The following is a 22,597-nucleotide window of genomic DNA, read 5'->3' as shown; positions in this document are numbered from 1 at the left end:
CTTCTCGTCTCCTCAGACTCGCTTACTTTTCCACGTACCGAAGGGAGCGCAGCCCGCGCTCCAGGTGCCAGTGCAGGTAGGCGGACACCAGTCCGCTGCCCTCCCGGACGTACCGCGGCTCGCACGCGTCCGCGGTCTCCCAGTCTCCCGTGAGCAGCGCGCCGAGGAGCGCCAGGGCCTGCGGCGAGGGTACGACGCTGCCGGGCACCCGGCAGTCGACGCAGACCGAACCGCCCGACGCGACCGAGAAGAACCGGTTCGGACCGGGCATGCCGCACTTCGCGCAGTCGCCGAAGCTCGGCGCGTAGCCGTTGACCGCGAGCGAGCGCAGCAGGAACGCGTCGAGGACGAGGTGCGGCGCGTGCTCGCCCCGGGCGAGGGTGCGCAGCGCGCCGACCAGCAGCAGGTACTGCTGCACGGCCGGCTCGCCCTCGTGGTCGGTGAACCGCTCCGCCGTCTCCAGCATGGCCGTCCCGGCGGTGTACCGCGCGTAGTCGGTGACGATCCCGCCGCCGTACGGCGCGATGGTCTCGCTCTGCGTACACAGCGGCAGCCCGCGCCCGACCAGCTCGCTGCCCTTGGTGAAGAACTGGACGTCGACGTGGGAGAACGGTTCGAGGCGCGCACCGAACTTCGACTTCGTCCGGCGCACGCCCCTGGCCACCGCGCGTACGCGTCCGTGACCGCGCGTGAGCAGCGTGATGATCCGGTCCGCCTCACCCAGCTTCTGGGTGCGCAGCACGATGCCGTCGTCGCGGAACAGACTCATGGAGCCATTCTCGCCTACCCGCGCGGCTCCCCGGTCCGGCCCGCGTCCGGCCCGTCACGGGACCTCGCCGCGGCTGCGCGCGTTGGCGTACGCCGTCGCGGCGCGCAGTCGCTCGGCGGGCGTCGCGTGGCGGACGGCGCCCGGGTCCGCGTCCCACTCCCGGCCCCCGCCGTACGGCCGCAGCCGGACACGGGGCCCCTCATGCCCCGTGACGATGCCGACGCGTTCCGTGCGGAGGTCCACCACGTACGCCCCCAGGGGCGGCTTCACCGGAGCACCGCCGCGGGCAGGCCCTCCGGGGGCAGGGGAATTCCGGCGCCGGTGAGTTCCGTCCGCAATTCTTTCACTACTTCCTCCTCTTCTCCGGCGCCGAGCGCCGGGGGGCGTGCTGTCACCGTGCTCCCCTCCTGTTTTTGTTTTCACTCTTCGCGCCTCCATGGTGACGCTGCGCGCCTACACTCGTGAAGCGTCTGTGCCCTACAAGTGCGGGGCTGTGCAAAGGGGTTCGGCGATGGCCAATGGTTCGCGGCAGGCGGCGTGGGAGTTCTTCGGGGCGGAGCTGCGGCGACGCCGTGAGGAGGCGGGGTTCACGCAGGTGGAGCTGGGGGCGCGGGTCTTCGTGTCCGGCGCTTATATCGGGCAGTTCGAGCAGGCGATTCGAAAACCCCAACTGGATATCGCCCAGCGGATTGACGAGGTCCTGCAAACCGACGGTATTTTCGAGCGGCTGTGCAGGAAGTTGATTGATGACAAGCGGTATGCGGATTACTTCGCGGAGGTGGTGGAGCTCGAGAAGCGGGCCATGAAGATCTGCGAGTTCGCGCCGTCGTTGGTGCCGGGCCTCCTTCAGACACCCGCATACGCCCGAGCGGTGACGATTGCGGCCAACCCGTTCGTCACGGACGACTACGTCGAGGAGATGGTCACCGGCCGATTGGAGCGGGCCCAGACCCTCAAGGGCCCTACGAGGCCCGAGTACTGGGTGACACTGCACGAGTGCGTGCTCCGTGTGCCGGTGGGCGGCAGGCAGGCCATGTCCGAGCAGTTGGAGCACATCGCCGGACTCCTGCGGCAACGCTCGGTCCTGGTCACGGTGCTTCCGTACGCGGTCGGAGCCCATCCGTCCATGGGCGGGATGCTGCAACTCATGGAGTTCGGGGACGCGCCACCGGTCGCCTATACGGAGACGTCGTTCTCGGGCGTGCTGGTCGATGATCCGGCCGTGGTGAAGCGAGCGCAGCGCGCTTACGATCTGCTCAGGGTCGCCGCGCTGTCGCCGGAGGCGTCCCTGACCCTGATCGAGTCGGCGGTTGAGGACTACAGACGATGCCCGAGTTCGACCTGAGCAACGTGTCCTGGCGTAGGAGCACTTACAGCAACGGCGAAGGCGGAAGCTGCGTCGAGGTGGCCGACGGATTCCCCCGTGTCGTCCCCGTGCGGGACAGCAAGGTCGTGGGTGGGCCGGTGCTGCTCGTCGGGGCGGACGCCTGGACCGCGTTCGTGCGGGCCGCGGGCCGGCCGGCGCCGGGCGGAGCCCGTGGTGCCCGAGTTGCGTGACGGGGCGGGCGGGCGAACAGTTGTGCATGGAGCGCCTGCACCGACGGGCCGCGGATTCCCCCGCCCCTGACCGTCGTGGTCCGCGAGGGCGCATCCGCACACCGCACAGCGCACCTGGAACCAGCATGCCCGAGAACACCCGTCGGCGGTTCCCCCTCGCTGCCGGCGCGGCCTGCCTGGCCGCGGCGCTCGCGCTGCCGACCGGGGCGGCCGGTGCACTGACGGCCTCCCCGGACCTCGCGCGAGGCGCGGCGGCCCCGGCCCAGCCCACTCCGACACCGCCCGGACCGGAGACCACGGCCGGGGAGGGCACGCCCACCGAGGACCCCACCACCCGGGAGGACACCCCCACCGAGGACACGCCGACCGGCGGGACGACCACGGGGGAGGACTCCCCGTCCGGGACCGGCGAGGCGACGCCCCTGCCCACGCCCACCACGCCCGCCGAGGCGAAGGACGAGGTGGACGAGCTCTCCGGGGACCCGGGCACGCCCGACGAGGTGAAGGGCTACCTGAACGAGCTGGCCGCCCTGCTGGACGAGGCCGTGACCGGACCCGCGCCGGTGCAGAAGGCGGCCGTCGAGGTCAGTACGTCGGTCATCCTCACGGTGGAGGCGCTGAAGGCCCCGCGGACGTCCGCGGCGGACAAGGCGGTGCTGTCCGACTGCGTCGAGGAACTGACGGCCTCGGCCAAGGTGATCGTCGACGTGCGGGTGTCGGTGACGGTGCGCCAGGCCCTCGCGCGGGTCTCCGTCCACGTGCGGGTCACCGTGCAGGCGCTCCGGGCGCCGAAGGTGCCGCCGAAGACGAGGACCGCGCTGCGGGGGGCCGTGCAGGAGCAGACCGCCGTGCTGGTGGCCGTCCGGGGCTCGGGCTCGTCGCGGGTGGAGAAGAAGCAGCTCGCGAACGTCACCGCGCCGATCGAGACCGTGTCGCGCATCGTCGTCAACGGGAGGACGCCGACGGCCGTCAAGGAGCAGGCCCACCAGGTACTGACGCGGCTGACGCTGACCGTGAGGACGGTCCGGGAGACGGAGCAGGGCCCGACGGCGAAGTGGCGGGCGTGCGACCGGGCCCTCTCCGGCCTGAACGCCTCGACGGCCACCACGATCCCGCAGCAGTGCGAGGGCGGGCTGCGGGGCTGAGCGGCGGCGGGCGGACCCGGCGGGGGGTAAACCCCCGTAGCGACAGGCCCGTTCGCCGGATGGGGCCGTCCGCGGCGATCCGCGAGGCTCTTCGGCATGCAGCCGATCACACGAGCCCGGCAGACCCGTCGCAACGCCGCCTACGTCACCTTCGTCGCCGTCTCGGCGGCCCTCGCCGCCCTCACCGCCGCTGGCCTCCTCGGCGGTCACGGCCCGGCCCGCCGCCGCGCCCGCTCCCCCGCTCGACTGGAAGCCGTGCGACCGCACCGGCCCCACCGCCCCCGACCCGCGCCAGCAGTGCGCCACCCTCCGGGTCCCGCTGGACTACGCCGACCCCGGCGGCCCGCGCATCTCCCTCGCCGTGTCCCGGATCCCCGGCGAGAACCCCGAGGCCCGCCGCGGCGCGCTGTTCCTCATCCCCGGCGGGCCCGGCGGCACCAGCCTCGACGCCCCGTCCGGCAAGGGGCAGAAGCTGCCGCAGGAGGTGCGCGACGCCTACGACCTGATCGGGTTCGCCCCGCGCGGGATGGCACCCTCCACCACCGCCGGCTGCGGCCTGGAGCCCGGCGACCTCGCCGTCACCCGGCTGCGGCCCTGGCCCGCCCCCGACGGCTCGATCACGGAGAACCTCACCACCGCCCGGCGCGTGTCCGACGCCTGCGCCCGCAACGGGGGCGAGCTGATCCGGCACATCGACACCGTCACCAACGCCCGCGACCTGGACCGCATCCGGGCCGCGCTCGGCGAGCGCAGGATGTCCGCGTGGGGGGTGTCGTACGGCACGTATGTCGGCGCGGTCTACAGCCAGTTGTTCCCGCACCGCACCGACCGCGTCGTGCTCGACAGCAACGACGACCCCGACCCCGCCCGGGTGGCGCGCGGCTGGCTCGCCGCGTACGAGACCGGTGTCGAGGACGTGTTCCCGCACTTCGCCGCGTGGGCGTCCGACCCGGGCAACGACCTCCGCCTGGCCGGCACGGCGGCCGAGGTGCGGCCGGCGTTCCTGCGGCTGGCCGCCCGCCTGGACCGCGAGCCGCTCCCCTGGCCCGGCGCCACCCCGGCGGAACTGAACGGCAACGTGCTGCGCCAGACCATGCTGGACGCCTTCCAGGACCCCGGTGCCTACCCGGTGCTGGCGAGGCTGATCCTGGCCGCCCGGCAGGGTACGGACCTCCCCGCCCCGCCGGCCCTCGTCCGGCAGGACACCGTCGCGGTCGGCGCGGCCACCCTGTGCAACGACGTCGCGTGGCCCCGCACGGCCGCCGCGTACGAGAAGGACGTCGCCGAGAGCCGGGTGAAGCACCCGCTCACCGCGGGCATGCCGCGCAACGCCCTGGTGTGCGCGGCCTGGCCGTACCCGCCGCGGCAGGCGCCGGTGCGGATCACCGGCCGGGGGCCGTCGAACATCCTGCTCGTGCAGAACGCGCGGGACGTGGCCACCCCGCTCGCCGGTGCCCGCGCGCTCCGCGCGGCCCTGGGCGGACGGGCCGTCATGGTGACCGTGGACTCCACCGGCCACGGCTCCTACCTCCGCAACGGCACCCCGTGCGGCGACCGCGTCGTCTCCCGCTTCCTGGCGACCGGCGAGCGGCCGCGGCAGGACGTCGACTGCTAGGGGCTGTCGTTCGGATCAGGTCGCGGGGAATCGACTGTAGGTCGTCGGCGCCGGTGAGCGGGGCCCGGTGCGTGTAGCCGCAAGGCGGAGGAGGGCGGCGATGCGGAGCACCGGCGACCGACGACAACGCTGCGGATGCGCGTGCCGGGCCCCGCGTCCGCGGCGTGATCCGAACGACAGCCCCTGGGGGCTGCCTGACGATTCCCGTCGTCGCCCGGAGGGCGGTCTCGCGGCGTCAGGTGCGTGCTCTCGACGTGCCGGGCGTCACGGGACGGGCGGGAATGGCCAGACAGACCGTAGTGACCGGGGCCGGGCGTCGCGGCGCCGGCCGCGACGAGCAACCGGGAACGGGGGGCGCGGCGTCGGTCACGGGGAGAGATCGTTGGACGTTCCGAGCCGAGGAGAGCGACATCTCAAGCGCAGCCCCCTCCCCGATGACCCGCCGGACGCTGCTCGCGGCCGGCACCGCCACGGCGGCCGCCCTGCTGACGGCGACGCCCGCCCGCGCGCAGGACGGCGCCACCGCGCGCCTGCGGGCGCTGGAGCAGGAGCACGGCGCCCGGCTGGGCGTCTACGCCCGCAACCTCCGGACGAAGAGGACCGTGCGGCACCGCGCCGACGAACTCTTCCCGATCTGCTCGCTGTTCAAGCCCCTGGCGGCCGCCGCCGTCCTGCGCGACCTGGACCGCGACGGCGAGGTGCTGTCCCGCCGGATCCACTACACGGAGGCCGACCTGCCGAAGGAGGGCTCCGACAAGACCCGCGAGCACCTCGCCGACGGCATGACGGTCGCCGAACTGTGCGACGTGGCCATCCGGTTCAGCGACAACGGCGCGGGCAACCTGCTGCTGCGCGAGCTGGGCGGCCCCACCGCCGTCACCCGCTTCGCCCGCTCGCTCGGCGACCCGGTGACCCGGCTGGACCGCTGGGAGACCGAGCTCAACTCGGCCGAGCCGTGGCGGACCACGGACACCACGAGCCCCCGCGCGATCGGCCGCACGTACGCCCGTCTCGTCCTCGGCGACGCGCTGGGCCGCCGGGACCGCGCCCTCCTCACGCACTGGCTGCTGACCAACACCACCAGCGGCAACCGGCTCCGGGCGGGCCTGCCGCCGGACTGGACGGTCGCCGACAAGACCGGCGCCGGCTCCTACGGCACCAACAACGACGTGGGTGTCGCCTGGACGCCGGACGGCACCCCGCTCGTCCTGGCGATCCAGTCGACGAAGCCGGACCCCGGGGCGCCGTGGGACCACCCGCTCGTCGCCGAGGCGGCGGCCGTGCTGGCGGACGCCCTCACGTGACGCCGAACCCGCGCACGTAGCGCCGCTGCCACGGCGTCTCCACGGCGTGCCGGTCGTAGGCGGCGCGGACGTACGCCACCGCCTCCCCGGCCGGCACGCCGTCCAGGACGGCCAGGCAGGCCAGGGCCGTCCCGGTGCGGCCGCGTCCGCCGCCGCAGGCGATCTCGACGCGCTCGACGGCGGCCCGCCGCCACGCCCGGGCCAGTTCCGCCCGCGCCGCCTCCCGGTCCGCCGGGAGGCGGAAGTCGGGCCAGCGGATCCAGCGGGCCTCCCAGGGCACCGGCGGCGGCCGGCGGCCCAGCAGGTAGACGCCGTACGCCGGGGCGGGCGCGGCCGGGTCGAGGGGGCGGCGCAGGGCCCGGCCGCGCACCAGCCGCCCGGACGGCAGCCGCAGCACCCCCGGGTCCCGTTCGTCCCACAGCGCGTCCATGCCCCGCCCCTCTCCGGTCACCGCCGTCCCTCCCATTCACTCCCGTCCGCGCGGACCGGGCAACCGGATCGGCCGAAGCGGTGGTCTGTGGGGCGAGGGGGTGACCGATGCAAGCCGAAGAAGAGGCCCGTTTCCAGGAGTTCGTCCGCGCGCGCTGGAACCATCTGGTGCGCACCGCGTACCTGCTGACGGGCGATGTGCACCACGCCGAGGACCTGACGCAGACGGCGCTGGCGAAGGCGTACCGCTCGTGGCGGCGGGTGTCGCGCAGCGACAACCCGGAGGCGTACGTCCGCCGGATGCTGGTCAGCTGCAACAGCGACCGGTTCCGCAAGCGCCGGGTCGCGGAGGCGCTGACGGCGGCCCCGCCGGAGCGGGCGGGGCCCGACGACGCGGTGTCGCGGGCGGACGAGCGCGGCGCGCTGCTGACGGCGCTGGCCGGACTGCCGCCGCGGCAGCGCGCGGTGGTGGTGATGCGGTACTGGGAGGACCTGTCCGAGGCCGAGGTCGCCGAGGTGCTCGGCTGCTCGACGGGCACGGTCAAGAGCCAGGCGTCCAAGGGACTGGCGAAGTTGCGTACGTTTCCGGGGCTCGCCCGGGTGGCGGCCGGGTCCGCCCCCGGCCGGGCCGCGGCGGGCGGGCAGGGAGGCAGCAGGTGAGCGGGGACCAGCGGCGGGACGACGAGCTGCGGCGGAGCGGGGAGCGGGCGCGGGAGGAGACCGCCGGGACGGAGTTCGAGGAGCGTCTGCGGGAGCTGCTCGCCGAGGACGCGTACACCGTCCGGCCGTCCCCGGCGCCCTATCCGGCGGTGCGGCGCCGGGGCGTGGTGGAGCGGCGGCGGCGCGCGGCGGCGACCGGGGCGGTGCTGGCGGCCCTGGCGACGGTGCCCGTGGGGGCGTACGCGCTGACCGGCACCGGCGGTCCAGGCACGGACACGGCGGCCCCCGGTCCGTCGGTGAGCTCGGCGGCGCCGAGCCCGTCCACGGCGCCGTCCGGCCCGGCCCGCCCCGCGACCGGCGGCCAGTTGCTGGACGGCATCACGTACGAGCGGGCCGCGTCCGGCCTGGAGGCGTGCCTCGCCTACGACCGGGCCCACACGCCCGGGGACCGGGCCGGCACGGACCTGGGCGACAGCGCCGGCTACCGCGTGCTGCTCGCGATGAGGAGCACCGGGGACAGCAACGCGCCGGGGGACGGCCACTTCGTCGTCGCCGTGAAGGAGCGGCCGGTGCCCGTCCGGATCATCTGCACCGTGAAGGACGGCGAGGTCGCGGGCATCAACGTGACCCGCGGCGAATCCGGGGTACCGGACGCCGGCCCGGTCCGGCCGGACGACAACGGGCAGAAGCTGTACATGCAGTCGGTCCTCGACAAGGGTCGCTGGAAGCTGCCCTTCCGCTGGGGCAGCGTCGGCCGGGTCGACCCGTCGGTGGCCCGGGTCACCGTGGACTACGGCGGCCGGACCAGCGAGGCGGTCCTGGACCGCGGCTGGTTCGCGGCCGTCGGCGTCCTCACCGAGCAGGTGACGCTCGCCCCGCACATCAAGGGCTACGACGCCGGGGGCAAGCTGGTCTACGACTCCGACGACGACCGGGCCTACTCGCGCACCCTGCCGTGACACCCGTCCGGGCGGGGTGCCGCGCCGGGGACGGCGCCCCGCCCGGATCCTCCCGGCCCGGTGCGGGCGGGCGGCCGGTTCCGGACGTCCCGGCCGCGTCGGCCCCGGTGCTCCGCCGCCGCTGCCACCATCCTGTCCAGGAGGACGAGGCGATCCGCGACCTCGTGCGCCGGAGCAACCCGTTGGAGGCCTCATGCCGCTGCCCGCCCCGCTGACCGGTGTCGTCCCGCCCGTCTGCACGCCCCTGACACCGGACGGCGAGGTGGACGTGGCCTCCCTGCTCCGGCTGGTCGACCATCTGGTGGCGGCCGGGGTGCACGGCCTGTTCGTGCTCGGGTCGACGTCGGAGGCGGCGTACCTGACGGACCGGCAGCGCGCTCTGGTGGTGGAGTCGGTGACCGCCCACGTGGGCGGGGAGCTGCCGGTGCTGGCAGGTGCCATCGACATGTCGACGCCCCGGGTGGCGGAGCACGTGGCGTCGGCCGCGGCGGCGGGCGCGGACGCCGTCGTCGTCACGGCGCCGTTCTACGCCCGCACCCACCCCGCGGAGATCGCCCGCCACTACCGCCGGGTCGCCGCCGCCTCCCCGGTCCCGGTCCTCGCCTACGACATCCCGTCCGCCGTGCACACCGAGCTGCCCGCCCGCCTGGTGCTGGAGCTGGCCGCCGACGGCGTCCTCGCCGGGCTGAAGGACTCCAGCGGGGACCTGGCCGGGTTCCGCGCGGTCGTGACCGGCGCCCGCGAGCACCCGGACCTCGCCAGCTTCAGCGTCCTGACCGGTTCCGAGCTGCTCGTCGACGCGGCCCTCGCGCTCGGCGCCGACGGGGCGGTGCCCGGCCTGGCCAACGTCGACCCGCACGGCTACGTCCGCCTCGACCGGCTGCACCGCGCGGGCGACGCGGAGGGGGCCCGCGCCGAACAGGAGCGGCTGTGCGCCCTGTTCGGCCTGGTCTCGGCCGGCGACCCGGCCCGCATGGGCGCCGGTTCCTCGGCCATCGGCGCCTTCAAGGCGGCCCTGCACCTGCGCGGCGTCATCGACTGCCCGGTGACGGCCGCACCGCAGGTGCCGCTGTCGGCGGACGAGGTGGGACGGGTGCGCGAGTACCTCGCGGCGGCGGGGCTGCTGTAGGGGGCGGGGACGCGGGCCGCCCCGGTCCCGGCATCCCCTGCCGGTTCCCTACGACGGCGTCCGCGCCGCCGCCAGCAGCCGCGTCACCTCGTCCGCGCAGATGGTCAGCGCGGCCCCGACCGTGGCCAGCGCGTCCCGCTCGGCGGGGGTGTAGGGGCCGTCGGCCAGGGCGATGCGGGCGCCCTGGAGCAGGATCGACTCGCGGCCGGTGGGGGCGAGGTACGGGGCCAGCGGGTCCAGCGCCTCGTGCAGCTCTATGGCCAGGCTCGCGCCGCAGGGCTCCCCGGTGATCCGGCCGGTGTCCGCCGCCAGCGCCTCGACGAGGGCGGCGAGCTGCTCCTCGGTGCAGTCGGTGAAGCCGGCCGCGCGCACCCCGCCGACGGCCGTCTCCAGGGCCGTACGGGAGCCGACGCCGCCCGCGGCGAGCACCGCGAGGGCGACCGTGTGGACGGCGTCGCGGAGCATCGCGGAGAAACGGGTGGTGGTCGGGTGGTCCAGGACGTCGGTGCCGAAGTGGCGGCGGCAGGCCGCGCACTCGACGACCGGGCCGGTCTCGCCGCGCGGCACCACGGGCACGCCGAGCAGGGTGAAGCGGCGCTGTCCGGTCAGCCGCTGGTAGTTGCGGTCGCCGCCGCAGCCGGGGCAGAAGAACTCCCCGTCGCCGACGGCGGTCCACGCGGTACGGGTGCCCAGGAGGCGCGCAAGCCTGGCGGCACGGCCGTTTCGTCCCCGTCCTGGCAGCACGTCGCACCTCCGTAACCCCACGGCAACATCGCCGCGCTGGCGTGATGTTAGCCACATCAGCGAGCCGGAGTCAGTACCCCGGAGGAGACCTTTCCGTGACCTCCACAGCAATTGGCCGGTATACGACGGGGCTCCGTCCACCGGACAACGGTGGACGGAGCCCGCAAATCGCCGATCCGGCTGGTCAGCGGGACGCGCGGTTGACGGCGGAGACGACCGCCTTCAGGGAGGCGCGCGTGGTGTTCGCGTCGATTCCGATGCCCCACAGGACCTTGCCGTCGATGGCGCACTCGATGTAGGAGGCGGCCTGCGCGGAGGCGCCCTCGCTCATCGTGTGCTCCTGGTAGTCCAGCAGGCGTACGTCGACGCCGACGGACTGCAGCGCGTCGAAGAAGGCCGAGATCGGACCGTTGCCGGTGCCGGTCAGGACGGTGTCGGCGCCGTCGACGGTGGCCTCGACGGTGAGGGTGTCCACGCCGTCCCGGTCGGTCGTCGACTGGCCGTTCTTGACCTGGATGCGGCCCCAGGGGTTCTCCGGGTTGGGCAGGTACTCGTCCTGGAAGACCGCCCAGATGTCCTTCGGCGTGACCTCGCCGCCCTCGGCGTCCGTCTTCGCCTGGATGATCTTCGAGAACTCGATCTGCATCCGGCGCGGCAGGTCCAGCTTGTGGTCGTTCTTCAGGACGTAGGCGATACCGCCCTTGCCGGACTGCGAGTTGACCCGGATGACCGCCTCGTAGGAGCGGCCGACGTCCTTCGGGTCGATCGGCAGGTAGGGGACCGCCCACTCGATGTCGTCGACGGTGACGCCCCGGGCCCTGGCGTCGGCCTCCATGGCGTCGAAGCCCTTCTTGATGGCGTCCTGGTGGGAGCCGGAGAAGGACGTGTAGACCAGGTCGCCCACGTACGGGTGGCGCGGGTGGACCTCCATCTGGTTGCAGTACTCCCACGTACGGCGGATCTCGTCGATGTCGGAGAAGTCGATCTGCGGGTCGACGCCCTGGGAGAACAGGTTCATGCCCAGGGTGACCAGGTCGACGTTGCCGGTGCGCTCGCCCTGGCCGAACAGGCAGCCCTCGACGCGGTCGGCGCCGGCCATCAGCGCCAGCTCGGCGGCGGCGACGGCGGTGCCGCGGTCGTTGTGCGGGTGCACCGACAGGCAGACGTACTCGCGGCGGGAGAGGTTGCGACCCATCCACTCGAAGCGGTCGGCGTGCGTGGACGGCGTCGAACGCTCCACCGTGGCGGGCAGGTTGAGGATGATCTCGCGGTCCGGGCCGGGCTGCCACACGTCCATCACCGACTCGCAGACCTCCAGCGCGAAGTCCAGCTCGGTGTCGGTGAAGATCTCGGGGCTGTACTGGTAGCCGAAGTGCGTCTCGGGACCCAGCAGCTTCTCCGCGTACTCCATGACCAGCCGCGTGCCGTCGACGGCGATCTGCCTGATGTCGTCCCTGGAGCCGCGGAAGACGACCCGGCGGAAGACCGGGGCGGTGGCGTTGTACAGGTGCACGGTGGCGCGGTGGGCGCCGCGCAGGGACTCCACGGTCCGCTCGATCAGGTCCTCGCGGGCCTGGGTGAGGACGGAGATCGTGACGTCCTCGGGGATCGCGCCCTCCTCCTCGATGATCGAGCGCACGAAGTCGAAGTCGGTCTGGCCGGAGGCCGGGAAGCCGACCTCGATCTCCTTGTAGCCCATCTTGACCAGCAGGTCGAACATCGCGCGCTTGCGGGCGGGCGACATCGGGTCGATCAGGGACTGGTTGCCGTCGCGCAGGTCGGTGGAAAGCCAGCGGGGGGCGGCGGTGATCCGCTTGTCGGGCCAGGTGCGGTCGGGGATGTCGACCTGCTCGTAGCGGCCGTACTTGTGGATCGGCATGGAACTGGGCTGCTGGCGGTTGGCCATGATGCGTGGGCTCCTCGTGAGGTCCGCGTGTCCGGAAGGGACGGCCGACGGCGCAGCGCCAGACTCCGCGGGGAGGGGGTCGGCCTCGACTACAGGCCCTCGCCGCGGCAGCTAAGGAGAAGCAGCCCGAAACGCATGATGCGCAGCATGCTAGCCGAGCTCCTCCCGGGTGCGGGGATCCGTTCCAGTATGCGGGACCGCGCGCACAAAAGGGGCGAAACGTGCTCCATGCCACTTCGGCGGCTCCGCGCGCCGGCCGGCACCGGCGTCCTCCCTGCTCACGGCCGCCGCGAGCGGCCGTGCCCCCGCCCGGCGCGGCACGGGTGAGGCGGGGTGGGCGGGCCGCCGGTTCCGTACTAGACAGGGGGCATGCGGATACAGGTGAGGCGCACGGGCGGGTTCGCGGGCGGCGAGCGCCGCGCCGAGGTGGACACCGCGGGGCGCGCCGACGCGCCCGAGTGGCACGCCCTGGCCGAGCGGGCGGTCGCCGCGGGCCGGGCCGCCCCGCCGGCCGGGGTCCCGGACGGCTTCGGCTACCGGATCACCGTGGACGGGCGGACCGTGTACTGCGCGGACCCCCGCCTGACGAAGGAGCAGCGCGAGCTGGTCTCGCGCGTCCTGGGGGAGGGGGCCTGAACCGGCCCCCGCGCAACCGCCGCTTCCCGTCGGGGCGTTGACTTCGCGGGCCGCCGCTGCGGATGATCCGGCGCATGGCGACCGACGCGCACCCCCCGCTCCCCCGCTTCCCGGCCGGCTTCCTGTGGGGCGTGTCGACCTCGGCGCACCAGATCGAGGGGGCGGCCGACGAGCGCGGGCCCTCGGTCTGGGACGCCTTCGCGGCCGAGCCGGGGCGGATCAAGGACGGCTCGACGGCGGCCGTGGCCTGCGACCACTGCCACCGTCACCGCGAGGACGTGGCCCTGCTGGCGGACCTCGGCGTGAGCGCGTACCGCTTCTCGGTCTCCTGGCCCCGGGTGCTCTCGGGCGGCATCGGCTTCTACGACCGGCTGGTGGACGACCTGTGCGCGGCGGGCGTCCGCCCGGTGCCGACGCTGTTCCACTGGGACCTGCCGCTGGGACTCGACTGGCTGGAGCGGGACACGGCGGAGCGGTTCGCCGCGTACGCCGCCACGGTCGCCGGCCGCCTCGGCGACCGCGTCCAGAAGTGGATCACCCTCAACGAACCCGCCGAGCACACCCTGCTCGGCCACGCGCTCGGCGTGCACGCCCCCGGCCGGCGGCTGCTCTTCGACGCGCTGCCCGCCGCCCACCACCAACTGCTCGCCCACGGCCTGGCCGTGCGGGCGCTGCGCGCGTCCGGCGCCACGGACATCGGCATCGCCAACTCGCACGGTCCGACCTGGCCCGCGTCCGGCGAGAAGGAGGACGTCGAGGCGGCGGAGTTCTACGACGTCCTGCTGAACCGCCTGTTCGCCGACCCGCTGCTGCTGGGCCGCTACCCGGACGGCGTCGGCGAGCTGATGCCCGGCGACGTCGCGGCCGACCTGGAGGTCATCGCCGAGCCGCTGGACTGGTACGGGGTCAACTACTACGCGCCCGCGCGGGTCGGCGCCCCGCAGGCCGGGCCGGCGGAGTCCGGCGGAGTGCCGCTGCCAGCCGGACTCCCCTTCTCCCTGCGGGAGATCGAGGGCCGCCCGGTGACCGACTTCGGCTGGCCGGTCGTCCCGGAGGGACTGACGGAACTGCTCACCGGCTTCCGCGACCGCTACGGCGACCGCCTGCCGCCGGTCGTCGTCACCGAGAACGGATGCAGCTACCCGGGCGTCGACGACCAGGAGCGCATCGCCTACCTCGACGGCCACCTCCGCGCCCTGCACCGGGCGCTGGAGGCGGGCGTCGACGTCCGCGGGTACTTCGTGTGGTCGCTGCTGGACAACTTCGAGTGGGCGGAGGGCTACGCCCGGCGCTTCGGGCTGGTCCACGTGGACTTCGCGACGCTGGAACGGACCCCGAAGGCGTCCTACGGCTGGTTCCGCGAGGTGCTGCGGGCCCAGCGCTGAGCCTCAGAAGCCCAGGCGGCGCAGCTGCTTGGGGTCCCGCTGCCAGTCCTTGGCGACCTTCACGTGCAGGTCGAGGAAGACGGGGGTGCCCAGCAGCGCCTCGATCTGCTTGCGCGACTTGATGCCGACCTCCTTCAGGCGCTTGCCCTTGGGGCCGATGATGATGCCCTTCTGGCTGGGGCGCTCGATGAAGAGGTTGGCGTGGATGTCCAGCAGCGGCTTGTCCGCCGGGCGGTCCGGGCGCGGGAGCATCTCCTCCACCACCACGGCGATGGAGTGCGGCAGCTCGTCGCGGACGCCCTCCAGCGCGGCCTCCCGGATCAGCTCCGCGATCATGACCTGCTCGGGCTCGTCGGTCAGGTCGCCCTCGGGGTAGAGGGCCGGGCCCTCCGGGAGCAGCGGCACGAGCAGGTCGGCCAGCAGGTCGACCTGCCGGCCGCCGACCGCGGACACCGGGACGATCTCGGCCCACTCGAAGCCGAGCTCCTTGCCGAGCTGGTCGATGGCGATGAGCTGTTCGGCGAGCGTCTTGCTGTCGACCAGGTCGGTCTTGGTGACGATCGCGATCTTCGGCGTCTTCCTGATCGACGCCAGCTCCTTGGCGATGAACCGGTCGCCGGGGCCGATCTTCTCGTTGGCGGGCAGGCAGAAGCCGATCACGTCGACCTCGGCCCAGGTGGTGCGCACGACGTCGTTGAGCCGCTCGCCCAGCAGCGTGCGCGGCTTGTGCAGTCCCGGGGTGTCCACCAGGATCAGCTGGGCGTCGGGCCGGTGCACGATGCCGCGGACCGTGTGCCGCGTGGTCTGCGGCTGGTTGGCGGTGATCGCCACCTTCTGGCCGACCAGCGCGTTCGTGAGGGTGGACTTGCCCGCGTTGGGGCGGCCCACGAAGCAGGCGAAGCCGGCCCGGTGAACGGTGTCGCCGGGCTGCTCGGATGACGGGGTACGAACGCTCATGGCGCCCATTCTCCCTGATCGCCGGAGCCCCGCCGCACCGCCGTCCGTCCGCGCCGCGCACGGTGAGGTTCCGGAAACCCGTCCGCAACGAAACGTCACGGAAACACACCCGTACGCGAGCGGAAACCCGCGCCCGTGACCCTCTGACGGACCCCTCCCCGTTGGAGACACCGTGAACCTGGCCGCGTCCCCCCTCGACACCGGCGACACCGCCTGGCTGCTCGCCGCCACCGCCCTCGTGCTGCTGATGACCCCGGGCCTGGCCCTGTTCTACGGCGGCATGGTCCGCACGAAGAGCGTCCTCAACATGCTGATGATGAGCTTCGTGTCGATCGCCCTGGTCACCGTCGTGTGGCTGGCCGCCGGCTACTCCCTCGCCTTCGGCGAGGACGCCTTCGCCGGGCTCATCGGCGGCCTCGACCACGCGGGCCTGTCCGGGATCGGCCCGGACAGCGTGCACGGCACCGTCCCGACCCTGCTCTTCGCCACCTTCCAGCTCACCTTCGCGGTCGTCACGGCCGCCCTGATCAGCGGCGCGATCGCCGACCGTGCCAAGTTCGGCGCCTGGCTGGTGTTCGTGCCCGTGTGGACGCTGGTCGTGTACGTTCCCGTGGCGCACTGGACCTGGGGGCCGGGCGGCTGGATCCTCGAACGGCTCGGCGCCCTGGACTTCGCCGGCGGTCTGCCCGTCGAGATCACCTCCGGCGCCTCCGGTCTCGCCCTGTGCCTGGTGCTCGGCCCCCGCCTCGGCTTCAAGAAGGAGGCGATGCGCCCGCACAACCTGCCCATGGTGGTGCTGGGCGCCGGTCTGCTCTGGTTCGGCTGGTTCGGCTTCAACGCCGGCTCGGCGCTGAGGGCCGACGGCCTGGCCGCCGCGGTCTTCCTCAACACCCTCGCGGCCGGCTGCACCGGCCTGCTCGGCTGGCTCTTCGTCGAGCAGCGGCGCGACGGTCACCCCACCACCCTCGGCGCCGCCTCCGGCGCGGTCGCGGGCCTGGTCGCCATCACCCCGTCCTGCGGTTCGGTCTCCCTGCTCGGCGCCCTGGCCGTCGGTCTCGCCGCCGGCGTGGTCTGCTCCTACGCCGTGGGCTGGAAGTTCAGGCTGAACTACGACGACTCCCTCGACGTCGTCGGCGTCCACCTGGTCGGCGGGGTGATCGGCACCGTCCTCATCGGCGTCTTCGCGGCCGGTTCCATGACCGGCGGCGCGGAAGGGCTGCTGTACGGCGGCGGCCTCGCCCAGCTCGGCCGGCAGGTGGTGGCCGTGGCCGTGGTCGCGGCGTACGCCTTCGCCGTGACGTACGGCCTCGGCAGGCTGATCGACGCCACGCTGGGCTTCCGCGCCGACGAGGAGCAGGAGCACACCGGCCTCGACCTTACGGTGCACGCCGAGACCGCCTACGATCACGGGGTCCTGGGCCACGGCGCCCCGGTCGGTTCCTCCCCCGTCACCACCGCGCAGAAGGTCAAGAGCCAGGCATGAAGCTCATCACCGCGATCGTCAAGCCGTACCGACTCGACGAGGTCAAGACCGCCCTGCAGGAACTCGGCGTGCAGGGCCTGACCGTCACCGAGGCCAGCGGCTACGGCCGGCAGCGCGGCCACACCGAGGTGTACCGCGGCGCCGAGTACCAGGTCGACCTGGTGCCCAAGGTCCGCATCGAGGTCGTCGTCGGGGACGCGGAGGCCGACGCCGTCATCGACGCGGTCGTCAAGGCCGCGCACACCGGCAAGATCGGCGACGGCAAGGTCTGGGCGGTGCCCGTCGACACGGTCGTCCGGGTCCGCACGGGCGAGCGCGGCCCGGACGCGCTGTAGGCGACCGGCCGGCCCGGCCGCCCGGCGCGTGACCGCGTGACGGTGACGCCGAAGAGGGCCGTCCGCAGGGCGCCGCCGCGGCCCTCCGGCGGTCACCGGCGGTCACCGTGCCGTCGAGCGGCCGATCGTGACCGGGTCACCGGCGGCCGTCGCCGGGTTCCCGCGTCCGGCGGACCCGACGGTGCCGCCGCCCGCCTTCACCGGGGTGAGGGCGGCGGCGACCGGGTCCGGGCGGCCTTCACCGGGGCGGTGAGCGCGGAGGACGTCAGCGTCAGGGGCGCGGCCGTGCCGCGTCGCGGTGAGCGTGCCCGCGCCGCAGGCGCCGCGGCCGGCGGTGACCGTCACCGTCGCGGGGGTGACCGCGACGGCGCCCGGGGCCGCCGCGCAGGCCGCGGGGGAGCCGGCCGTCAGGGCCGCGCCCGCCGCGAGGGGCCCGCCCCTCGCGCGGCCTCCGGCTCCGTCCCGTGGAGTGGGACCGGCCGTACGTCAGCCGGCGGTCACCGTCGTCCGGACCGATCCGTCCGGGGCGGCGAGCAGCACCGGCGTCTTCGGGCCGCCCAGGTCCCGGACGGCCGCCAGGTCCTCCTCCGCCACGGCCCCGGCCTCGGTCACCACCGCCGCCGCCTCCAGGGACGTGGCACCCGAGGCCACCGCCATCGCCACCGCCGTGCGCAGGGCGCTGAGCCGCAGCGAGTCCAGGGCGACGGTCCCCGCCACGTACGTCCGCCCGGTGTCGTCGCGCACGGCGGCGCCCTCCGGGACGCCGTTGCGGGCCCGCGCGGAACGGGCCAGGGTGACGATCTTGCGGTCCTCGGGGTCGAGCGTGCTGCTGTCGGTCATGAGCCGAGCATACGGAACGGCCGGGGCCGTCCCCGGGCCGGTCCGGGGCCGGTCTCAGGGCCGGTCGAGGCGGAGGCGGTCGGCGCGCGGGAGGCGCGCGACGACCAGGTCGTAGGAGTCCTCGACGAGTTCGCGGACCAGCCGGTCGGGGAGCGCGCCGTCGGCCGTGACGGTGTTCCAGTGGCGCTTGTTCATGTGCCAGCCGGGGACGATCAGGCCCGGATGCGCGGCGCGCAGCCGCAGCGCGTCCTCCGGGTCGCACTTGAGGTTGACCGTCAGGGGGCGCGCGTCCAGGTCCGTCAGGGCGAACATCCTGCCCAGCACCTTGAAGACCGAGGTCCGCGGGTTGAACGGGAAGTCCTCCACGGCCGCGCCGAAGGACAGGCAGAACGCGCGCAGCTCCCCCGGGGTCACTCGGGTTTCTCCTCCGGCGCGCCGTCCGGCGGGTCCACGGGTTCCACCAGCACGGTGACGATCTTGTTGCGGCGGCCCGCGGCGGCCTCGGCGGTCAGCCGCAGCGCACGGCCGTCGGGCAGGTCCACCGCCGCGGAGGCGCCGGCGATGGGGACCCGGCCGAGCGCCTTGGCCAGCAGTCCGCCGACGGTCTCGACGTCCTCGTCGTCGTAGGACTCCAGGCCGTACAGCTCGCCCAGGTCGCCGATGTCGAGGCGGGCGGTGACCCGGTGGCGGCCCTCGCCGAGGTCCTCCACGGGCGGCAGTTCGCGGTCGTACTCGTCGGTGATCTCGCCGACGATCTCCTCCAGGATGTCCTCGATGGTGACGATGCCGGCGGTGCCGCCGTACTCGTCGATGACGACGGCGACGTGGTTGCGCTCCTTCTGCATCTCGCGCAGCAGGTCGCCGGCGTTCTTGGTGTCGGGCACGAAGAAGGCCGGGCGCATCGCCGTGGACACCAGCTCGCTCTCCGCGTCCCGGCTGATGTGCGTCTTGCGGACCAGGTCCTTCAGGTACACGATCCCGACGATGTCGTCCTCGCTCTCGCCGGTCACCGGGATGCGGGAGAAGCCGGAGCGCAGGGCGAGGGTGAGGGCCTGGCGGATGGTCTTGTACCGCTCGATGACCACCAGGTCGGTGCGCGGCACCATGACCTCGCGCACGAGGGTGTCGCCGAGCTCGAAGACGGAGTGCACCATGCGGCGCTCCTCGTCCTCGATCAGCGACTCGGCCTCGGCGAGGTCGACCAGCGCGCGCAGCTCCGCCTCGGAGGCGAACGGGCCGCGCGGGAAGCCCTTGCCGGGGGTGAGCGCGTTGCCGATGAGGATCAGCAGGGACGGCACCGGGCCCATGATCCTGGCCAGCGGCACCAGGACGTACGCCGCCACCGTCGCCGTGGTCAGCGGGTGGAGGCGGCCGATGGTGCGCGGGGAGACCCCGACGGCGACGTACGACACGAGGACCATGACCGCGATGGCGATCAGCAGGGCCTCGGCGGTGCCGTCGAACTCCTGGAGGCAGGCGTGCGTGACCAGCGCGGCGGCGGCCATCTCGAAGCCGACCCGGACCAGCAGCGCCACGTTGAGGTAGCGGGTGGGGTCCGCGGCGACCTGGGCGAGCTTGGCGCTGCCGCGGCGGCCGGAGCGCACGGCTTCCTCGGCGCGGAAGCTGGAGACGCGCGCCAGGCCCGCCTCCGCGCAGGCGGCGAGCCAGGCGACGACGACCAGGGCGATCGCGCCGAGGACGAGCTGTGGACTCATGCCCGGCCTCAGGAGACCGTCGGCGCGGGGGACGGGCCGGTCAGGCCCCGCTCCGCGCGCCAGCCGTCCACGATGGCCGCCTGGAGGCCGAACATCTCGGCCTTCTCGTCCGGCTCCTCGTGGTCGTAGCCCAGCAGGTGCAGCACACCGTGGACGGTGAGCAGCTGGAGCTCCTCGTCCATGGTGTGCTGCGTCGGCGCCTCGGCGCCCTGCCTGGCGGCGACCTCGGGGCAGAGCACGATGTCGCCGAGGAGGCCCTGCGGGGGCTCGTCGTCGTCCTTCGACGGCGGACGCAGTTCGTCCATCGGGAAGGACATGACGTCCGTGGGCCCCGGCAGGTCCATCCACTGGATGTGGAGCTGCTCCATGGCGTCGGCGTCCACGACGATCACCGAGAGTTCGGAGAGCGGGTGGATGCGCATCCGCGCGAGCGCGTAGCGGGCGATGTCGAGGATCGCCTGCTCGTCGACCTCGGTGCCGGACTCGTTGTTGACGTCGATCGACATGCTGGTGCTCGGTCTACTTCCCCTTGTGCCCGGACTTGCCGCGGCCGCCCTTGTGGCCGCCGTTCTGGGTGCCGTGCTGGCTGTCGTACTGCTCGTACGCGTCGACGATACGGCCCACCAGCTTGTGCCGTACGACGTCGTGGGACGACAGCCGGGAGAAGTGCACGTCCTCCACGCCCTCCAGGATGTCCTGCACCTGCCGCAGGCCGGACTTCTGGCCGTCGGGGAGGTCGACCTGCGTCACGTCACCCGTGATCACGATCTTCGAGTCGAAGCCGAGGCGGGTGAGGAACATCTTCATCTGCTCGGGGCTGGTGTTCTGGGCCTCGTCCAGGATGATGAAGGCGTCGTTGAGCGTGCGGCCGCGCATGTACGCCAGCGGCGCGACCTCGATCGTGCCCGCGGCCATCAGGCGCGGGATCGAGTCGGGGTCGAGCATGTCGTGCAGCGCGTCGTACAGCGGGCGCAGGTACGGGTCGATCTTCTCGTAGAGCGTGCCGGGCAGGAAGCCGAGGCGCTCGCCGGCCTCGACCGCCGGACGGGTCAGGATGATGCGGTTGACCTGCTTGGACTGCAGGGCCTGCACCGCCTTGGCCATCGCCAGGTAGGTCTTGCCGGTGCCGGCCGGGCCGATGCCGAAGACGATCGTGTGCTTGTCGATCGCGTCCACGTAGCGCTTCTGGTTGAGCGTCTTGGGGCGGATCGTGCGGCCGCGCGAGGAGAGGATGTTCTGGGTGAGCACCTGGGCCGGGGTCTCCCGGCCGTCGCTCTCCCCGCTCTCGCTCGCCTTGAGCATCGCGATCGAGCGTTCCACGGCGTCCTCCGTCATCGGCTGCCCGGTGCGGAGCACGAGCATCATCTCGTCGAACACGCGCGAGACGAGGGCGACCTCCGCAGGATCGCCGACCGCGCTGATCTCATTGCCCCGGACGTGGATGTCGGCCCCCGGGAAGGCCTTCTCGATCACGCGCAGGAGGGCGTCGCCGGAACCCAGCACGGTCACCATGGGGTGCTGGGCGGGGACGGTGAACTGCACTCTCGCCTGCCCCTGCGCGGGCGTGTGAGCTGTGGGTGTCTGAGTCATGGGCCGGCGCTGAAGGCCTGCGGTTCCTCCTCTTCACGGCCGCTCGGCTGAGGGCGGCCTCGCGATTCCCAGGGTACGACGCGCCGCCGACAACGCCGTAGGGCTTTTCCCCGGCGGATTGCGCATGCCCCCGCCGCCCCGTGTCTCACACCTCACGCCCCACATCGCACGCTTCACGTCCCACGCCCCGCGCCGCACGTCCCGCACCGCGCCTCACGCCGACCGGCGGAACCCGATCGTCGGCACCGCCCGCCGCAGCGGCCAGGGCCGCACCAGCTCCTCGGGGACCAGGCCGGCCAGGAACGCGTACCGCCGCAGGGCCGCCGGGTCCTGGCCCTCCACCGACTGCACCCGGCGCCACCAGGCGGCGATCTCCGACCAGCCGGGCGCGGACAGGGAGCCGCCGAACTCCTGCACCGAGAGCGCGGCGGTCAGGCCGGCGAAGGCGAGCCGGTCGGCCAGCGGCCAGCCGGCCAGGGTGCCGGTGACGAACCCGGCGACGAAGACGTCCCCGGCGCCGGTCGGGTCGAGGGCCTCCACGGCGATGGCGGGCACCGACGCCGTCTCCCCGGTGCGGCGGTCCACGGCGTACGCCCCCTCCGCGCCCAGCGTGACCACCGCGACGGGCACGTGCTCGGTGAGGGCGTGCGCGGCGGCGCGCGGGCAGGCCGTGCGCGTGTAGCGCATGGCCTCCTCCGCGTTCGGCAGGAAGGCCTCGCAGTGCTTCAGGTCGGGCAGCGCGGCCAGGTCCCACTCGCCCGTGTCGTCCCAGCCGACGTCGCCGAAGACCCGGGTGCCCGTGCGCGCGGCCTGGGCGATCCAGGGGGCGGCGCGGCCGGGGGTGAGCGAGGCGACGGCGGCGCGGGCGCGCGGCGGGCAGTCGGGGGCGGGCTCCTCCGGCGGCGGCTCGTGGCCGTGCGAGACCATCGTGCGCTCCCCCTCGTACGCCATCGAGACGGTGACCGGGGAGTGCCAGCCGGGCACGGTGCGGGACGGGGAGAGGTCGATGCCCTCGCCCTGTTCGAGGGCGTCCCAGCAGTACTCGCCGTAGTGGTCGTCGCCGAAGGCGGCCGCGAGGGACGTCCGCAGGCCGAGGCGGGCCAGCGCGGTGGCCATGTTGGCGACGCCGCCGGGACTCGACCCCATCCCCCGCGCCCAGGACTCCGTGCCGCGCACCGGGGCGGAGTCGAGCCCGGTGAAGACGATGTCGAGGAAGACGGTGCCGGTGAGGTAGACGTCCCAGGGCGGGTCGCCCGGCGCGCGCAGCGCGGCGAGGGGGTCGACCTGGGTCTGACGGCCCTGTCCGGACGAGCCGAGGGACGCGGTGGACGCGATCACGGTGCGCTCCCTGACGTGGTGCTGGTCCGGCCAGTGTGCACCACGCCGCCGCCAGCGGGACGGGCGTCACGCCGGAGTCACCCCCGCGGGCGGCGGGGCGC

The 22,597-nt window shown here is 73.8% G+C and carries 24 protein-coding genes; 12 read left to right on the top strand and 12 right to left on the bottom strand.

All coding sequences use genetic code 11. The features are described from left to right. Positions 1 to 22: 22 nt before the first annotated feature. Complete coding sequence (gene recO, locus ACIF8T_RS02115; RefSeq protein ID WP_400030175.1) at positions 23 to 769, bottom strand: DNA repair protein RecO; 747 nt, start codon at positions 767 to 769, stop codon at positions 23 to 25. 54 nt (positions 770 to 823) lie between these two features. Then, on the bottom strand, positions 824 to 1,039 hold the full coding sequence (locus ACIF8T_RS02110) for a hypothetical protein (protein ID WP_400030173.1): 216 nt from the start codon (positions 1,037 to 1,039) through the stop codon (positions 824 to 826). Between the two features lie 241 nt (positions 1,040 to 1,280). Here ACIF8T_RS02110 and ACIF8T_RS02105 point away from each other — a divergent pair, with 241 nt between their 5' ends. From ACIF8T_RS02105 to bla, 5 genes are all read left to right on the top strand, one after another. Then, positions 1,281 to 2,114, top strand: a complete 834-nt coding sequence (locus tag ACIF8T_RS02105) for a helix-turn-helix domain-containing protein (RefSeq protein ID WP_400031461.1) — start codon at positions 1,281 to 1,283, stop codon at positions 2,112 to 2,114. Further along, entirely contained in the window at positions 2,096 to 2,326 is a 231-nt protein-coding gene (locus ACIF8T_RS02100; RefSeq protein WP_400030171.1) for a DUF397 domain-containing protein, read from the top strand. Before ACIF8T_RS02105 ends, ACIF8T_RS02100 begins: the two co-directional genes overlap by 19 nt. Positions 2,327 to 2,451: 125 nt before the next feature. Further along, positions 2,452 to 3,471, top strand: a complete 1,020-nt coding sequence (locus tag ACIF8T_RS02095; protein WP_400030169.1) for a hypothetical protein — start codon at positions 2,452 to 2,454, stop codon at positions 3,469 to 3,471. A 361-nt stretch (positions 3,472 to 3,832) separates the two neighbouring features. Further along, positions 3,833 to 5,086, top strand: coding sequence for an alpha/beta hydrolase (locus ACIF8T_RS02090; protein ID WP_400030167.1), 1,254 nt, complete (start codon positions 3,833 to 3,835; stop codon positions 5,084 to 5,086). 434 nt (positions 5,087 to 5,520) lie between these two features. Further along, entirely contained in the window at positions 5,521 to 6,390 is an 870-nt protein-coding gene (gene bla, locus ACIF8T_RS02085) for a class A beta-lactamase (protein ID WP_400030165.1), read from the top strand. On the opposite strand, the gene ACIF8T_RS02080 is transcribed toward bla, so the two are convergent. Next, positions 6,383 to 6,820: a protein phosphatase gene (locus ACIF8T_RS02080; RefSeq protein ID WP_400030163.1), complete on the bottom strand. Its 438-nt coding sequence runs from the start codon at positions 6,818 to 6,820 to the stop codon at positions 6,383 to 6,385. The genes bla and ACIF8T_RS02080 overlap by 8 nt on opposite strands. A gap of 107 nt (positions 6,821 to 6,927) precedes the next feature. Between ACIF8T_RS02080 and ACIF8T_RS02075 the strand changes: the two genes are divergently transcribed. The 3 genes from ACIF8T_RS02075 to ACIF8T_RS02065 all read left to right on the top strand — a co-directional run bounded on the left by ACIF8T_RS02075 (position 6,928) and on the right by ACIF8T_RS02065 (position 9,567). Then, on the top strand, positions 6,928 to 7,479 hold the full coding sequence (locus ACIF8T_RS02075) for a SigE family RNA polymerase sigma factor (protein WP_400030161.1): 552 nt from the start codon (positions 6,928 to 6,930) through the stop codon (positions 7,477 to 7,479). Further along, complete coding sequence (locus ACIF8T_RS02070; protein WP_400030159.1) at positions 7,476 to 8,438, top strand: hypothetical protein; 963 nt, start codon at positions 7,476 to 7,478, stop codon at positions 8,436 to 8,438. Before ACIF8T_RS02075 ends, ACIF8T_RS02070 begins: the two co-directional genes overlap by 4 nt. A gap of 193 nt (positions 8,439 to 8,631) precedes the next feature. Then, a complete protein-coding gene (locus ACIF8T_RS02065) occupies positions 8,632 to 9,567 on the top strand; it encodes a dihydrodipicolinate synthase family protein (protein ID WP_400030157.1) in 936 nt (311 codons plus the stop codon). Positions 9,568 to 9,615: 48 nt separating this feature from the next. On the opposite strand, the gene ACIF8T_RS02060 is transcribed toward ACIF8T_RS02065, so the two are convergent. Together ACIF8T_RS02060 and leuA are read right to left on the bottom strand one after the other, a co-directional pair. After that, positions 9,616 to 10,311 carry a TerB family tellurite resistance protein gene (locus ACIF8T_RS02060; protein ID WP_400030155.1) on the bottom strand — a complete coding sequence of 232 codons (696 nt, stop codon included), beginning with the start codon at positions 10,309 to 10,311 and terminating at the stop codon, positions 9,616 to 9,618. Positions 10,312 to 10,495: 184 nt separating this feature from the next. Beyond that, on the bottom strand, positions 10,496 to 12,217 hold the full coding sequence (gene leuA / locus ACIF8T_RS02055) for a 2-isopropylmalate synthase (protein WP_400030153.1): 1,722 nt from the start codon (positions 12,215 to 12,217) through the stop codon (positions 10,496 to 10,498). Between the two features lie 369 nt (positions 12,218 to 12,586). Between leuA and ACIF8T_RS02050 the strand changes: the two genes are divergently transcribed. Both ACIF8T_RS02050 and ACIF8T_RS02045 read left to right on the top strand, forming a co-directional pair. Continuing rightward, positions 12,587 to 12,853, top strand: coding sequence for a protealysin inhibitor emfourin (locus ACIF8T_RS02050; protein WP_400030151.1), 267 nt, complete (start codon positions 12,587 to 12,589; stop codon positions 12,851 to 12,853). A 74-nt stretch (positions 12,854 to 12,927) separates the two neighbouring features. Next, entirely contained in the window at positions 12,928 to 14,238 is a 1,311-nt protein-coding gene (locus tag ACIF8T_RS02045; RefSeq protein WP_400030149.1) for a GH1 family beta-glucosidase, read from the top strand. 3 nt (positions 14,239 to 14,241) lie between these two features. Here the strand turns inward: ACIF8T_RS02045 and era are convergent, their stop codons facing one another. Continuing rightward, positions 14,242 to 15,195: a GTPase Era gene (gene era, locus ACIF8T_RS02040; protein WP_400030147.1), complete on the bottom strand. Its 954-nt coding sequence runs from the start codon at positions 15,193 to 15,195 to the stop codon at positions 14,242 to 14,244. A 172-nt stretch (positions 15,196 to 15,367) separates the two neighbouring features. Between era and ACIF8T_RS02035 the strand changes: the two genes are divergently transcribed. Both ACIF8T_RS02035 and ACIF8T_RS02030 read left to right on the top strand, forming a co-directional pair. Beyond that, positions 15,368 to 16,678, top strand: a complete 1,311-nt coding sequence (locus ACIF8T_RS02035) for an ammonium transporter (RefSeq protein ID WP_400030145.1) — start codon at positions 15,368 to 15,370, stop codon at positions 16,676 to 16,678. Then, the gene (locus ACIF8T_RS02030; RefSeq protein WP_400030143.1) at positions 16,675 to 17,013 is read left to right on the top strand and encodes a P-II family nitrogen regulator; all 339 of its coding nucleotides are present in this window, start codon (positions 16,675 to 16,677) and stop codon (positions 17,011 to 17,013) included. Before ACIF8T_RS02035 ends, ACIF8T_RS02030 begins: the two co-directional genes overlap by 4 nt. Positions 17,014 to 17,499: 486 nt before the next feature. Here ACIF8T_RS02030 and ACIF8T_RS02025 read toward each other — a convergent pair whose 3' ends face one another. From ACIF8T_RS02025 to ACIF8T_RS02000, 6 genes are all read right to left on the bottom strand, one after another. Next, positions 17,500 to 17,853: a cytidine deaminase gene (locus tag ACIF8T_RS02025; protein ID WP_400030141.1), complete on the bottom strand. Its 354-nt coding sequence runs from the start codon at positions 17,851 to 17,853 to the stop codon at positions 17,500 to 17,502. A gap of 54 nt (positions 17,854 to 17,907) precedes the next feature. Beyond that, positions 17,908 to 18,267, bottom strand: coding sequence for an MmcQ/YjbR family DNA-binding protein (locus ACIF8T_RS02020; RefSeq protein ID WP_400030139.1), 360 nt, complete (start codon positions 18,265 to 18,267; stop codon positions 17,908 to 17,910). Further along, entirely contained in the window at positions 18,264 to 19,568 is a 1,305-nt protein-coding gene (locus ACIF8T_RS02015; RefSeq protein ID WP_400030137.1) for a hemolysin family protein, read from the bottom strand. Before ACIF8T_RS02015 ends, ACIF8T_RS02020 begins: the two co-directional genes overlap by 4 nt. A gap of 8 nt (positions 19,569 to 19,576) precedes the next feature. Beyond that, entirely contained in the window at positions 19,577 to 20,074 is a 498-nt protein-coding gene (gene ybeY, locus ACIF8T_RS02010; RefSeq protein ID WP_400030135.1) for an rRNA maturation RNase YbeY, read from the bottom strand. Between the two features lie 13 nt (positions 20,075 to 20,087). After that, a complete protein-coding gene (locus tag ACIF8T_RS02005) occupies positions 20,088 to 21,158 on the bottom strand; it encodes a PhoH family protein (protein WP_400030133.1) in 1,071 nt (356 codons plus the stop codon). A 213-nt stretch (positions 21,159 to 21,371) separates the two neighbouring features. After that, a complete protein-coding gene (locus tag ACIF8T_RS02000) occupies positions 21,372 to 22,496 on the bottom strand; it encodes a carbohydrate kinase family protein (protein ID WP_400030131.1) in 1,125 nt (374 codons plus the stop codon). Between the last annotated feature and the right edge of the window lie 101 nt (positions 22,497 to 22,597).

This window comes from Streptomyces sp. NPDC085946, assembly GCF_044540485.1.
Taxonomy (GTDB): Bacteria; Actinomycetota; Actinomycetes; order Streptomycetales; family Streptomycetaceae; genus Streptomyces.
This window is presented reverse-complemented; position numbering and strand designations above follow the sequence as displayed.

Coding starts and splice junctions, on each gene's coding strand:
- recO (WP_400030175.1), bottom strand. CDS start 769: ATGAGTCTGTTCCGCGACGACGGCATCGTGCTGCGCACCCAGAAGCTG.
- ACIF8T_RS02105 (WP_400031461.1), top strand. CDS start 1,281: ATGGCCAATGGTTCGCGGCAGGCGGCGTGGGAGTTCTTCGGGGCGGAG.
- ACIF8T_RS02100 (WP_400030171.1), top strand. CDS start 2,096: ATGCCCGAGTTCGACCTGAGCAACGTGTCCTGGCGTAGGAGCACTTAC.
- ACIF8T_RS02095 (WP_400030169.1), top strand. CDS start 2,452: ATGCCCGAGAACACCCGTCGGCGGTTCCCCCTCGCTGCCGGCGCGGCC.
- bla (WP_400030165.1), top strand. CDS start 5,521: ATGACCCGCCGGACGCTGCTCGCGGCCGGCACCGCCACGGCGGCCGCC.
- ACIF8T_RS02080 (WP_400030163.1), bottom strand. CDS start 6,820: ATGGACGCGCTGTGGGACGAACGGGACCCGGGGGTGCTGCGGCTGCCG.
- ACIF8T_RS02075 (WP_400030161.1), top strand. CDS start 6,928: ATGCAAGCCGAAGAAGAGGCCCGTTTCCAGGAGTTCGTCCGCGCGCGC.
- ACIF8T_RS02065 (WP_400030157.1), top strand. CDS start 8,632: ATGCCGCTGCCCGCCCCGCTGACCGGTGTCGTCCCGCCCGTCTGCACG.
- leuA (WP_400030153.1), bottom strand. CDS start 12,217: ATGGCCAACCGCCAGCAGCCCAGTTCCATGCCGATCCACAAGTACGGC.
- ACIF8T_RS02050 (WP_400030151.1), top strand. CDS start 12,587: ATGCGGATACAGGTGAGGCGCACGGGCGGGTTCGCGGGCGGCGAGCGC.
- ACIF8T_RS02045 (WP_400030149.1), top strand. CDS start 12,928: ATGGCGACCGACGCGCACCCCCCGCTCCCCCGCTTCCCGGCCGGCTTC.
- era (WP_400030147.1), bottom strand. CDS start 15,195: ATGAGCGTTCGTACCCCGTCATCCGAGCAGCCCGGCGACACCGTTCAC.
- ACIF8T_RS02030 (WP_400030143.1), top strand. CDS start 16,675: ATGAAGCTCATCACCGCGATCGTCAAGCCGTACCGACTCGACGAGGTC.
- ACIF8T_RS02025 (WP_400030141.1), bottom strand. CDS start 17,853: ATGACCGACAGCAGCACGCTCGACCCCGAGGACCGCAAGATCGTCACC.
- ACIF8T_RS02015 (WP_400030137.1), bottom strand. CDS start 19,568: ATGAGTCCACAGCTCGTCCTCGGCGCGATCGCCCTGGTCGTCGTCGCC.
- ybeY (WP_400030135.1), bottom strand. CDS start 20,074: ATGTCGATCGACGTCAACAACGAGTCCGGCACCGAGGTCGACGAGCAG.
- ACIF8T_RS02005 (WP_400030133.1), bottom strand. CDS start 21,158: ATGACTCAGACACCCACAGCTCACACGCCCGCGCAGGGGCAGGCGAGA.